The sequence below is a fragment of the Massilia sp. CT11-108 genome, assembly GCF_047302915.1.
Lineage (GTDB): Bacteria > Pseudomonadota > Gammaproteobacteria > Burkholderiales > Burkholderiaceae_D > Telluria > Telluria orientalis.
Genome location: NZ_JBKYMO010000155.1, coordinates 1 through 11,931, shown reverse-complemented (window position 1 = coordinate 11,931; position 11,931 = coordinate 1). Strand labels below are relative to the sequence as shown.

The following is an 11,931-nucleotide window of genomic DNA, read 5'->3' as shown; positions in this document are numbered from 1 at the left end:
CCCCGCCCCCCCCCCCCCCACCCCCCCGCCCCGCCCGCCCCCCGCCGCCGGCACCGCCGGCACCGCCCGCCCCGCCCAAGGCGCCGGTCACGAAGACCCTGCGCGGCGCCAACGGCGAAGAGGTCCACATCGACCTGCCGCCGCAAATCGGCGAAGAATTGTCCAACGCCATCGAAGCGGCCGTCGACGACGCGGCCGAAGCAAAGGCACGCAGCTATCACAAGCAGGCGTCGACGTGGTTCACGAGCTTCGTCTGGCTGCTGATCCTCGCCCTGTTCGGCACGAAGGCGCTGGTGGGCGGCAAGAAGCGCGCGGAGGCCGAGATGCAGTCGGCCACGGCCGCCGCCGAGCGCGAGTCGATGCAGCGCCAGCTGTCCGAAGCGAAGATGCAGGCCATGCAGGCCCAAGTGGAACCGCACTTCCTGTTCAATACGCTCGCTTCCGTCGAGCACCTAATCGAGACCAATCCGCCGCGCGCATCCGCCATGCAGCGGACACTCATCCAGTACCTGCGCGCCGTGCTGCCGCAGATGCGCGACAACAACCTCGTCACGAACCTGGGCCGCGAAGTCGACATGGTCAAGTCCTACCTCGACCTGCTCAAGATGCGTATGGAAGAACGCCTGACGGTCGAACTGAGCGTGCCGGACGGCCTGCGCAGCGCGGCGTTTCCCCCGATGATGCTGCAATCGATGGTCGAGAACGCGATCAAGCACGGCCTCGAATGCAAGCCCGAGGGCGGCCACCTGGCCGTCAGGGCGGAAGTGGTCGACAGCAAGCTGCGCGTGACGGTCGCGGACGACGGCGTCGGCTTCGGCGTCATGCCCAGCAAGGGCACCGGCCTGGGGCTGTCGAACATCCGCGAGCGTTTGAAATTGCTGCACGGCGAGGCGGGCCAGCTGCACATCGCGGCCAACAGCCCGACCGGGGTCATCGCCACCATCGAGGTCCCGTACCAGCTTGCACCGAAGTAAGCATTTCGGGTATTGCCTGTACCGACGATTCGTTGAATAATCGACACTCCTTCACTGCCTGCCCCCGACCATGCCTACCGCTATCATTGCCGACGACGAAAGACTGATGCGCGACCTGCTGCGCACCCGATTGTCCCAGGTGTGGCCGGATCTCGAGATCATCGGCGAAGCGAAGAACGGCGACGAGGCCGTGCAGCTCGTCGACGACCTGAAGCCCGACCTGACCTTCCTCGACATCCGCATGCCGGGCAAGACGGGCATGGAAGCGGCGCGCGACATCGGCGACGCCAGCCAGGTCGTGTTCGTCACCGCATACGACCAGTACGCCGTGGAAGCGTTCGAGCGGGGCGCCATCGACTACGTGCTGAAACCGCCCGAGCCCGAGCGCCTCAAGATCACCGTCGAACGCCTGAAGGAACGCCTGGCGACGCCCGCGCAGGCGGCCACCGCGTCCGTCAATGTCAGCGACACGGTGACCGCGATGCTGTCCCAGCTCGCCGAAAAGATCGCGGCGCCGAAGCCGAAATACCTGCAATGGATCCAGGCCAGCATCGGCCAGGACCTGCGCATGATCCCGGTCGAGGAAATCCTGTTTTTCCGTTCCGACGAAAAATATACCTGCGTTCAAACGGAGAAATTCGAGGCACTGATCCGCAAGCCGGTGCGCGACCTGGCCGAAGAACTCGATCCGTCGCTGTTCTGGCAGATCCACCGCGCCACGCTCGTGAACGTCAACGCCATCGAAGGCGTGACGCGCGACATCCGTGGCCGCCACTTGGTGCTGATCAAGGGCCGCTCGGAAAAACTGGAAGTCAGCCGCAGCTTCCTGCACCTCTTCAAGCAGATGTAAGTCAAGCCAGCAGTTTGCACGGCGGGTAAGGTAGATGCCAGATCCGCACAGCGGGTTGTTTTCTATCAAGCAAGTTGAATGAAACGCCCGCGCCGCCCCCGCGCTTCCGGCAGGACCGCAACCTGGCTTCTGGCCGGGTTCGCGGCCGGCTATTGGCTGGGCCGGCGCTTCCGACAGGAGCCCGACACCGTGCAGGCCAGCCGCCAGATCGTCAACCACGTCAGCGAAGCCATCATTTCCGCCGACCAGTCGAACACCATCGTCATGGCCAATCCGGCCGCGGCAGCCCTGTTCGGCACGAGCGTCGAGCAGATGGTAGGGAGTCCGCTGGGACGCTACATCGAGTCGCCGAACGCGGACGTCGACGAACCCGTGGACTATTTCCGCCCCGGCAGCGGCCGCGCGGGCCGCCGCGCCACCGACTACACGGTCATGGGCCTGCGCGGGGATGGCGAACGCTTCCCCATCGAGGGTTCCATTTCACGCACCAACGGCAACGCACCGTTCTACACGGTCGTCATGCGCGACGTGAGCGACCGCAGCCGCGTGCAGGAAAAACTCACGCGCTCGCACGACCAGCTGCGCCAGCTGTCCGCCGCGCTGCAGACCATCCGCGAGGAAGAGCGCACCCACATCGCGCGCGAACTGCACGACGACCTCGGCCAGCTGCTCGCATCGCTGCGCATGGACCTCACCCTGCTGCAACACGCCGACGGCACGCCCAGCGAAAGCCTGCGGCTGATGCGCGGCATGGAAGACAATCTGCTGACCGCGATCACGTCGCTGCGCCGCATCGCCACCAACCTGCGTCCGCGCGCGCTCGACGAAGGCGGCCTGTATTTCGCGCTGCAGGGCCTGCGCGACGATTTCATCGAACGCTACGCGATCCCCACCACGCTGCTGGCCGACGAGGCCGAGCTGCGCCTTGACGACACGGCCAGCACGGCCATCTTCCGCATCGTGCAGGAAGCGCTGACGAACATCGCCCGCCATGCGCAGGCCACCCGCGTCATGATGAATCTGTTCCGGCTGAACAGCGACCTGCTCATCACGATCCGCGACGATGGCCGCGGGATCCGTCCGGAAGACATGGAAAAGGCGGAATCCCTGGGCCTGATCGGCATGCGCGAACGGGTCTGGGCGATGAAGGGCGAGATCTCGATCGGCGCCGACGAGCCGCACGGCACCCGTATCGACATCGTGCTGCCGCTGCACGATCACCTCGTGTAATCCTGTTGTCACACATTGATGACAACAGAAGTGAAAGTAGGCGTGGTAATTTCGCAACATTTCACTGTGTCATCAAATCGACATATCGCTTCGATAAGATGCCTGCCAATCAAGCAATAGACCACATTGTTTGAATCGTCCGACATCTTATTGGAGAATCCTGAATGCAAGTCAAACGCCTGGCCGCAGCCGTGGTCGCCCTCACCCCCCTGTTCGCCGCCGCCCAGACCAACGTGACCCTGTACGGTGTCGTCGACGCCGCCATCGAGTCCGGCGACGCCGGCAATCCGGACGGCCGTCACACCAACGTCCAGTCGGGCAACCAGTCGGGCAGCCGCTTCGGCTTCCGCGGTTCGGAAGACCTGGGCAACGGCCTGAAGGCCATCTTCAACCTGGAAGCGGGCGTTGCCGTCGACACCGGCGCGCAGGATTCCTCCGGTCTGTTCCAGCGCCGCGCCGTCGTCGGCCTGGAAGGCGCCTTCGGTACCCTGACGCTGGGCCGCGAATACTCGCCGATCGCCGTCGTGGCCGGCGCCTCCGACGAATTCGGCCAGGGCTTCTACGGCACCAACCTGTCGGCCTTCGGTTCGGGCAAGGTAACCCGCCGCCTGGCCAACTCGGTCAACTACAAGAGCGCGTCGTTCAACGGCTTCGACCTGCTGGCCACGTATTCCGCCGGCGAAAAGACCACGGGTCCGTCGGGCGACCTGAAAGGCATCGGTGCCGAATACAAGATGGGCGGCCTGTACCTGGGCGCCGCCTACCACACGCTGAAGCGCGTTTCGTCGGGCAACGACAAGGAATACGGCGCGGGCGCCGCCTACACGTTCGCCGACGTCGGCGGCCTGGAGATCAAGGCCAACTACCTGTCGGCCGATCCGGACGGCGCGAACAACAAGTTCAAGCAGTACAACCTGGGTGCCGGCTACCCGTTCGGCCCGAGCAAGGTCTACGTGAACCTGCAGCAGAACAAGCTGGAAAACGGCGCCAAGGGCAATGCCTGGGCACTGGCCTACAGCTACTCAATGTCGAAGCGCACGAACCTGTACGCGTCGTACGCCAACATGAACAACAACGGCCTGGCCACCTTCGGCCTGAACTCGGGTTCGAACAACCTGACCCCAGCCGCGACGTCGCTGGGTGGCGATCCGTCGGTGTTCACCGTCGGCATGCGCCACTCGTTCTAAGTACGCCGTCATTCGCGTGGGCTCGGGGAGCCCACCCTACCGATGCGCGTAGGGTGGGCACCCCGTGCCCACGCGTCATTTCAGCCGGCAGGTCAACAGCCAGTAATACGTCAGGCGCTCGATGCGGATCTCGCGCACCTCGCCGCCCAGCCGCTTGCGCAGCGCGCTGTCGGCCGGATAATTCTTCGGCAACTCGAACCGCTCGCCGTCCGGCGCCGCGACGATTTCATACGTATTGCCTTGCGCATCCGTGCGCGCGATCGTCGTGCTGCTGCCCTCGACGTAGGCGTCGTCCAGCAGGATCAGGGAAACGTCGGAGCCGAGCCGCACGCGCAGCTGGGCCAGCAGCGCATCCTGCTCGTCGCGCTTCAGGTGCGACCACCAGAAACCGATGAACACGCGGGAAAACGTGCCCAGGTCCTCCGGCAGGTCCAGGCCATCCACCTTGCGGAACGCTACCTTGCCCTCCGGGAAGCGGCGGGTTGCAGCGCGGGCGATCATCTCGTCGAGGATATCGGTGGCCAGCACCTTGTCGGCGTTGGCGGCGATCACTTCCGTCCAGTAGCCGGTGCCGCAGGCCAGTTCCAGCACGGTCTGCCCGCGCACCAGTTGCGCGATGCGTTCGCGTACCTTCGATAAGTCATTGGCGCGTTCCGCCCGCGACAGCGCGGCGTCGGCCGCCTGCGTGCTGCTCGCGTAGTAACGCGCGACGGGGTCATTCTGTCGATTCATGGTATTAAAGCTCGTAATTTTCACTGGTGCCGCGCATGGCGGACTCGACCATCTTGCGGTTGAGCGTGGGGGCCAGCAGCTCGATGAACGTATAAATATAGCTGCGCAGATAGGCGCCCTGCTTGACGGCCACGCGCGACACATTCATGCCGAACAGGTGGCCCACGGGAATCGCGCGCAGGTTGCGGTCGCGTTCCTGGTCGAAGGCCATGCCGGCGATGATGCCGATACCCATGCCCAACTCCACGTACGTCTTGATGACGTCGGCGTCGATCGCTTCCAGCAGGACGTCCGGCTTGAGGTTGCGCAGTTCGAACGCATGGTCGATCTTGCTACGGCCCGCGAAGGCGGCGTCGTACGTGATCAGCGGGTAGCCCGCGATCTCTTCCAGCGAGATCGCCTTCGATTTCGTCAACGGGTGCTCGTGCGGCACGACGAGGACGTGTTCCCATTGATAACACGGCAAGGTGATCAGGCCGTCGACCGCGGCAATCGATTCGGTCGCGATGGCGAGGTCGGCCTGGTCGTTCTTGACCATGTCGGCGATCTGGCGCGGGTTGCCTTGCAATAAGGACAACCTGACTTTCGGGAAGCGCTGCATGAACGCCTGCACGACCTTGGGCAGCATGTAGCGCGCCTGCGTGTGCGTGGTGGCGATGGTGAAGCTGCCGCTGTCCTGGGCGGCGTATTCCTTGCCGATGCGCTTGAGGCTGTCGATCTCCTGCATGATCAGCTCGACCGATTGCAGGACGAGGCGGCCCGGTTCCGTCAGGCCGCGGATGCGCTTGCCGTGACGGGTGAAGATGTCGACCCCGAGCTCCTCTTCCAGCTCGATGATGGCTTTCGACACCCCGGGTTGCGACGTGAACAACGCCTTGGCGGCGTCGGTCAGGTTGTAGTTCTGGCGGACCGCTTCGCGCACGAAACGTAGTTGGTGTAGGTTCATTGCCCTTATCTTGTCAATCTGATGCCGCATTTTACAAGGATGCTTATACCGCAGGCTCATATAAGCAAATAAATTCTCCGTCGTTTGGAATATAGCTGGATTTTATTAATATTCGGGATAGTTTGGGTCAGGATTGGCCCGCCCCCTTAGGAATCTTGCCCATGTACCGTTACGACCAATACGACCATCTCATCGTACGTGAACGCATCGCCCAGTACCGCGACCAGGTACGGCGCCGTCTCGCCGACGAGCTGACCGAAGAAGAATTCCTGCCGCTGCGCTTGCAGAACGGCCTGTACATGCAGCGTCATGCCTACATGCTGCGCATCGCCGTGCCGTACGGCCTGCTGTCGACGGCGCAGATGCGCATGTTCGCCCACATCGCCCGCAAGTACGACCGCGGCTATGGCCACTTCACGACGCGCCAGAACATCCAGTTCAACTGGATCGAGCTGGAACAGACCCCGGACATCCTGACCGACCTGGCCTCGGTCGAAATGCACGCGATCCAGACGTCGGGCAATTGCATCCGTAACACGACGACGGACGAATTCGCCGGTGTCGCCGCCGACGAGATCGTCGATGCGCGCCCGTACGCGGAAATCATCCGCCAGTGGAGCACGTTCCACCCCGAGTTCATCGCCCTGCCCCGCAAGTTCAAGATCGCGATCAATGGCGCCGTGGAAGACCGCGCCGCGATCGCCGTCCACGACATCGGCCTCACCGCCGTGCGCAACGACGCCGGTGAAGTCGGCTTCAAGTTCATGGTTGGTGGCGGCCTGGGCCGTACGCCGATCCTCGGCAGCGTGATCAACGACTTCGTGCCCTGGCAGCACCTGCTGACGTACACGGAAGCAATCATGCGCGTGTACAACCAGTTCGGCCGCCGCGACAACAAGTACAAGGCCCGCATCAAGATTCTGGTAAAAGCCGTGGGCGCCGAGGAATTCGCGCGCATGGTCGAGGCGGAATTCGCCGACCTGAAGGATGGTCCGGAAACGCTGACCCGCGAGGAAGTCGAACGCGTGGCGCAATGGTTCAATCCGAAGCCCTACCTGACCCTGCCCAGCATCGATCCCCGTGCGGAGCATGCCGACAACAAGGCGTTCGCCAACTGGCTGCAGCGCAACGTCAAGCCGCACAAGGTGCCGGGCTATGCGTCCGTCGTGCTGTCGCTGAAGAAAACCGGCGTGCCGCCGGGCGACGCGACCGCCGAGCAGATGGATTTCGTGGCCGACCTGGCCGACAAGTACAGCTTCGGCGAACTGCGCGTGACGCACGAGCAGAACCTCGTGCTGGCCGACGTCGAGCAGGCCAAGCTGTTCGAGATCTGGCAGCAGGCGAAGGCCCGCGGCCTCGCGACGCCGAACATCGGCCTCTTGACCGACATGATCTCGTGCCCGGGCGGCGACTACTGCTCGCTGGCGAACGCGAAGTCGATCCCGATCGCGGCCGCCATCGCCGAGCGTTTCGACAACCTGGACTTCCAGCACGACATCGGCGACATCGAACTGAACATCTCGGGCTGCATCAACGCCTGCGGCCACCACCATGTGGGCCACATCGGCGTGCTGGGCGTGGACAAGGACGGTTCCGAGTGGTATCAGGTATCGATCGGTGGCGCACAGGGCAACGAGTCGGCCATCGGCAAGATCATCGGCCCGTCGTTCTCCGCACCGCAGATGCCGGAAGTCGTCGGCCGCCTGCTCGAGGTCTACGTGAAGAATCGCGTCGAGGGCGAACGCTTCGTCGACGTGGCGCAGCGCCTCGGTGTCGCGCCGTTCAAGGAACATGTGTATGCCACGCCGATCCCGGCCGGCGCATTGGTTGGGGAAGACGAATATGCCTAATTTCGAATTGCACTCGCACAAGCAGATCATCAAGCACCGCGAGGTGGTGGATGACGATTGGAGCGTCCTGAAACTCGTCGAAGACGGCACCCCGGAAACCGTTGAAGTCCCGGCCGGCAAGATCATCGTCCCGGTCAAGGTCTGGCTGGCGCAGCGCGAGCAGCTGCTGGGCCGTGCGGAGCGTCGGGAACTGGGCATCTGGTTCGCGTCGGACGAGCTGGCCACGACGGTCAAGGACGACCTCGACAAGTTCGCCGTCGTCGCCATCGACTTCCCGAAATTCAGCGACGGCCGCGGCTACTCGATCGCCTACAACCTGCGCAAGCGCCTGGGCTACCAGGGCGAGCTGCGCGCGATCGGCGACGTGCTGCGCGACCAGCTGTTCCAGATGTACCGCTGCGGCTTCAATGCCTATGCGACGCGCCAGGACCGCAACATCCATGACGCACTGAAAGGCCTGACGGTATTCTCGGAAACGTACCAGGCGGCGGTCGACAACCCGCTGCCGCTGTTCCGCCGCCACGAGCGCGGCGCGTTGCCCGAGCACAGCGACGTCGGCGCCGGCATCTGACGATCAAACAAGGAAACCCATGAGCGACCTGAACGCGCGGGTGAATGAAACCCGCGGCATCCTGGAGCGCATTGCGCGCGATTTTTCGCCTGCCGTGTTCGCTTCCAGCCTGGCGGCCGAGGACATGGTCCTCACCGACCTGATCTTGAAGGCCGGCCTGCCGATCACCATCTTCTCGCTGGAGACCGGCCGCCTGCACAAGGAAACCCTGGCCATGATCGACAAGGTCAAGGCCCACTACGGCTACGACATCGTCGTGATGCGTCCGAAGCAGGAACTGGTCGACGAGTACGTGAGCAAAAACGGCCTGAACGCGTTCTACGACAGCGTCGAGATGCGCAAGGGCTGCTGCTATGTGCGCAAGGTCGAGCCGCTGGGCCGCGCGCTCGCCGGCAACAAGGCATGGATCACGGGCCAGCGCCGCGCGCAGTCGACGACGCGCAGCGACCTGCCGGTGCAGGAAGACGATACGGCGCACGGCCTGGCCAAGTTCAATCCGCTGGCCGACTGGAGCGAAGAGGACGTGTGGGAATACATCCGCGCCAATAACGTGCCGTACAACGACCTGCACGACCGCGGCTACCCGTCGATCGGCTGCGAACCCTGCACCCGCGCGATCCAGCCGGGCGAGGACGTGCGCGCCGGCCGCTGGTGGTGGGAAAACGCCGACTCCAAGGAATGCGGATTGCACCTCGTGGACGGCAAGCTCATTCGAATCAAATCCGTAGCCCCGGCCTAATTGGCCAATCAAGACATCACAGGCTCAGCAAAATGACGACTTTTAGTGACACCCCGCTCGCCCTCAGCGACGTGAATGCGCGCCACCTGGACGCGCTCGAATCCGAAGCCATCCACATCCTGCGCGAAGTCGCGGCGGAATGCTCGAACCCTGCGCTGCTGTTCTCGGGCGGCAAGGACTCCGTCGTGCTGCTGCGCCTGGCCGAGAAGGCGTTCCGTCCGGGTAAATTCCCGTTCCCGCTCGTCCACATCGACACGGGCCACAACTTCGACGAAGTGATCGCCTTCCGCGACGCGCGCGTGGCCGAACTGGGCGAGCGCCTGATCGTCGGTTCCGTCGAGGACTCGATCAAGAAAGGTACCGTCCGCCTGCGCAACCCGCAGACGGATTCGCGCAACGCGGCCCAGGCCGTCACGCTGCTGGAAACGATCGCCGAATACGGCTTCGACGCCTGCATCGGCGGCGCCCGCCGCGACGAAGAAAAGGCGCGCGCGAAAGAGCGTATCTTCTCGTTCCGCGACGAATTCGGCCAGTGGGACCCGAAGGCCCAGCGTCCGGAACTGTGGGACCTGTATAACACCCGCGTCCACCCGGGCGAGAACATGCGCGTGTTCCCGATCTCGAACTGGACCGAGCTCGACGTCTGGCAATACATCGCCCGCGAAAAGCTGGCCCTGCCGCCGATCTATTTCGCGCACGAGCGCCAGGTGATCCCGCGTAACGGCCTGCTGGTGCCGCTGACGCCGCTGACGCCGGCCCGCGACGGCGAGGAAGTCGAGACCCGCGTCGTCCGTTTCCGCACCGTGGGCGACATCTCGTGCACGTGCCCGGTTGCATCGGATGCGTCGACCGTCGACGCCATCATCGCCGAAACGGCGATCACCCAGATCACCGAGCGCGGCGCGACCCGCATGGACGACCAGACGTCGGAAGCCTCGATGGAAAAGCGCAAGAAACAAGGATATTTCTGATGAACGCCCTGAACGACAACCTGAACCACGATAACGACCAGAGCGGCCAGGCCGGTCTGCTGCGCTTCATCACCGCCGGCTCCGTCGACGACGGCAAGAGCACGCTGATCGGCCGCCTGCTGTTCGACAGCAAGGGCATCTTCGCCGACCAGCTGGCCGCCGTGTCGCGCTCCAAGCACAAGCGCACCGTGGGCGACACGATCGACCTGTCGCTGCTGACGGACGGCCTGGAAGCCGAGCGCGAGCAAGGCATCACGATCGACGTCGCGTACCGTTATTTCGCCACGCCGAAGCGCAAGTTCATCATCGCCGACACGCCGGGCCACGAGCAGTACACCCGCAACATGGTGACGGGCGCGTCGACCGCGGACGCCGTCATCATCCTCGTCGACGTGTCCAAGGTGAAGCTCGGCGACGACGGCAGCGTCGAACTGCTCGTGCAGACGAAGCGCCACTCGACCATCGCCAAGCTGCTCCAGATCGAGCACGTGATCGTCGCCGTCAACAAGATGGACCTCGTGAACTACGACCGCACCGTGTACGACCGCATCGTCGCGGAATACACGAAGTTCGCGGACACGCTGGGCCTGAAGGACATCACGGCGATCCCGCTGTCGGCACTCGCGGGCGACAACGTCGTCGAGCGCGGCGACAACATGACCTGGTACGAAGGCCCGACCTTGATCGAACTGCTGGAAGGCCTGTCGGTCTACGACGAGACGCACGCCGCCCCGTTCCGCTTCCCGGTGCAGCTGGTCGCACGCCACAACGGCCACGAAGCGAACGACTTGCGCGGCTACATGGGGCGCATCGAGTCGGGCAAGGTTGCCGTGGGCGACAAGCTCGTCGTGCAGCCGTCCGGCCACAGCGCGACCGTGAAGGAAATCCTGACGTTCGACGGCCCGCTGCAGCAAGCGGTCGCCGGCCAGTCGGTCACCATCACGTTGAACGAGCACGTGGACATCTCGCGCGGCGACGTGCTGGCCCCGGCCGAGCAACCGGCCACCTTGCTGAAGCAGGTGAAAGCGGATGTGTGCTGGATGTCCGACGAGCCCCTGGACGTGCGCCGCAAGTACTGGATCAAGCATGGCACGCGCCAGACCATGGCCAAGGTGAAGGCGATCGATTCCGTCCTGGACGTCAACACGCAGACGCGTCGCGCCGTCGACAACCCGGCCGAAGGCCTGAAGCTGAACGACATCGCGCGGATCGAACTGACCGTGCAGCAGCCGCTGGCCGCCGACGCCTACGATGCGATCCGCGCAACGGGTGCCTTCATCCTCATCGATGAAGTTACCCATCAGACGGTCGCAGCGGGTATGATCCGTATTGACGCGTAACGAACGAAAGGGATCCATGGCGGCGTTGGGAAAAGTTTATCTGGTTGGAGCCGGTCCCGGCGCTGCTGATCTCATTACCGTTCGCGGGGCGCGCCTGCTCGGGGAGGCGGAGGTCGTGCTGTACGACGCCCTCGTCACTCCCGAGATGCTGGCCCTGTGCAGGCAGGCCGAGCTGATCCCGGTCGGCAAGCGCTCCGGCCAGCGCTCCACGGCGCAAACCGTCATCAATGAAAAACTCGTCGATGCCGCACAGCGCTACCAGCGCGTCGTGCGCCTGAAGGGCGGCGATCCGATGCTGTTCGGCCGCGCCGACGAAGAACTCCGCGCCCTCGAGGAAGCGGGCATCGAGGTCGAAGTCGTCCCCGGCATCACGACGGCCGTCGCCGCCGCCGCGGCCACGCTGCAGCCGCTGACCAAGCGCGGCGTCGCGCGCAGCGTCGCGTTCTTCACGTCCAGCACCGCGCCGGACGAACCCAATCACCCAGCCCTGCCCGAAACCGACACCCTCGTCCAGTACATGGGCGGCCGCGAAGCCGCGGCC

11 protein-coding genes and 1 pseudogene are annotated in these 11,931 nt (G+C 64.3%); 10 read left to right on the top strand and 2 right to left on the bottom strand.

The genetic code is table 11. The annotated features are described in order from the left end of the window. The 4 genes from ACEN88_RS14395 to ACEN88_RS14380 all read left to right on the top strand — a co-directional run. Nucleotides 1-974, top strand: a 974-nt coding sequence (locus ACEN88_RS14395) for a sensor histidine kinase (protein ID WP_413340585.1), incomplete at its 5' end; no start/stop codon positions are given. 70 nt (nucleotides 975-1,044) lie between these two features. Beyond that, nucleotides 1,045-1,824, top strand: coding sequence for a LytR/AlgR family response regulator transcription factor (locus ACEN88_RS14390; RefSeq protein ID WP_413340583.1), 780 nt, complete (start codon nucleotides 1,045-1,047; stop codon nucleotides 1,822-1,824). A gap of 78 nt (nucleotides 1,825-1,902) precedes the next feature. Beyond that, entirely contained in the window at nucleotides 1,903-3,054 is a 1,152-nt protein-coding gene (locus ACEN88_RS14385) for a PAS domain-containing sensor histidine kinase (protein WP_413340581.1), read from the top strand. A 164-nt stretch (nucleotides 3,055-3,218) separates the two neighbouring features. Next, the gene (locus ACEN88_RS14380) at nucleotides 3,219-4,241 is read left to right on the top strand and encodes a porin (protein WP_413340580.1); all 1,023 of its coding nucleotides are present in this window, start codon (nucleotides 3,219-3,221) and stop codon (nucleotides 4,239-4,241) included. Between the two features lie 75 nt (nucleotides 4,242-4,316). On the opposite strand, the gene ACEN88_RS14375 is transcribed toward ACEN88_RS14380, so the two are convergent. Next, complete coding sequence (locus ACEN88_RS14375; RefSeq protein ID WP_413340578.1) at nucleotides 4,317-4,973, bottom strand: class I SAM-dependent methyltransferase; 657 nt, start codon at nucleotides 4,971-4,973, stop codon at nucleotides 4,317-4,319. Between the two features lie 4 nt (nucleotides 4,974-4,977). Then, entirely contained in the window at nucleotides 4,978-5,919 is a 942-nt protein-coding gene (locus tag ACEN88_RS14370) for a CysB family HTH-type transcriptional regulator (protein ID WP_413340576.1), read from the bottom strand. Nucleotides 5,920-6,080: 161 nt separating this feature from the next. On the opposite strand from ACEN88_RS14370, the gene ACEN88_RS14365 reads away from it, so the two are divergent. The 6 genes and pseudogenes from ACEN88_RS14365 to cobA form a co-directional block, all read left to right on the top strand. Beyond that, nucleotides 6,081-7,769 carry a nitrite/sulfite reductase gene (locus ACEN88_RS14365; RefSeq protein ID WP_413340575.1) on the top strand — a complete coding sequence of 563 codons (1,689 nt, stop codon included), beginning with the start codon at nucleotides 6,081-6,083 and terminating at the stop codon, nucleotides 7,767-7,769. Next, nucleotides 7,762-8,340: a DUF934 domain-containing protein gene (locus ACEN88_RS14360; protein WP_413340572.1), complete on the top strand. Its 579-nt coding sequence runs from the start codon at nucleotides 7,762-7,764 to the stop codon at nucleotides 8,338-8,340. The genes ACEN88_RS14365 and ACEN88_RS14360 overlap by 8 nt, the downstream gene beginning before the upstream one ends. Then, nucleotides 8,309-9,079: pseudogene (locus tag ACEN88_RS14355) on the top strand (phosphoadenylyl-sulfate reductase); the annotation flags it as partial. The gene ACEN88_RS14360 and the pseudogene ACEN88_RS14355, both read left to right, overlap by 32 nt. Nucleotides 9,080-9,111: 32 nt before the next feature. Beyond that, nucleotides 9,112-10,050, top strand: a complete 939-nt coding sequence (gene cysD, locus ACEN88_RS14350; RefSeq protein WP_036237435.1) for a sulfate adenylyltransferase subunit CysD — start codon at nucleotides 9,112-9,114, stop codon at nucleotides 10,048-10,050. Further along, on the top strand, nucleotides 10,050-11,390 hold the full coding sequence (locus ACEN88_RS14345) for a sulfate adenylyltransferase subunit 1 (RefSeq protein WP_413340570.1): 1,341 nt from the start codon (nucleotides 10,050-10,052) through the stop codon (nucleotides 11,388-11,390). The genes cysD and ACEN88_RS14345 overlap by 1 nt, the downstream gene beginning before the upstream one ends. A gap of 16 nt (nucleotides 11,391-11,406) precedes the next feature. Next, a partial coding sequence (gene cobA / locus ACEN88_RS14340; protein ID WP_413340568.1) for a uroporphyrinogen-III C-methyltransferase occupies nucleotides 11,407-11,931 on the top strand: 525 nt, incomplete at its 3' end.

What these genes read in the sequence shown, in the direction of transcription:
- ACEN88_RS14390 (WP_413340583.1), top strand. Translation starts at nt 1,045, where the DNA reads ATGCCTACCGCTATCATTGCCGACGACGAAAGACTGATGCGCGACCTG.
- ACEN88_RS14385 (WP_413340581.1), top strand. Translation starts at nt 1,903, where the DNA reads ATGAAACGCCCGCGCCGCCCCCGCGCTTCCGGCAGGACCGCAACCTGG.
- ACEN88_RS14380 (WP_413340580.1), top strand. Translation starts at nt 3,219, where the DNA reads ATGCAAGTCAAACGCCTGGCCGCAGCCGTGGTCGCCCTCACCCCCCTG.
- ACEN88_RS14375 (WP_413340578.1), bottom strand. Translation starts at nt 4,973, where the DNA reads ATGAATCGACAGAATGACCCCGTCGCGCGTTACTACGCGAGCAGCACG.
- ACEN88_RS14370 (WP_413340576.1), bottom strand. Translation starts at nt 5,919, where the DNA reads ATGAACCTACACCAACTACGTTTCGTGCGCGAAGCGGTCCGCCAGAAC.
- ACEN88_RS14365 (WP_413340575.1), top strand. Translation starts at nt 6,081, where the DNA reads ATGTACCGTTACGACCAATACGACCATCTCATCGTACGTGAACGCATC.
- ACEN88_RS14360 (WP_413340572.1), top strand. Translation starts at nt 7,762, where the DNA reads ATGCCTAATTTCGAATTGCACTCGCACAAGCAGATCATCAAGCACCGC.
- cysD (WP_036237435.1), top strand. Translation starts at nt 9,112, where the DNA reads ATGACGACTTTTAGTGACACCCCGCTCGCCCTCAGCGACGTGAATGCG.
- ACEN88_RS14345 (WP_413340570.1), top strand. Translation starts at nt 10,050, where the DNA reads ATGAACGCCCTGAACGACAACCTGAACCACGATAACGACCAGAGCGGC.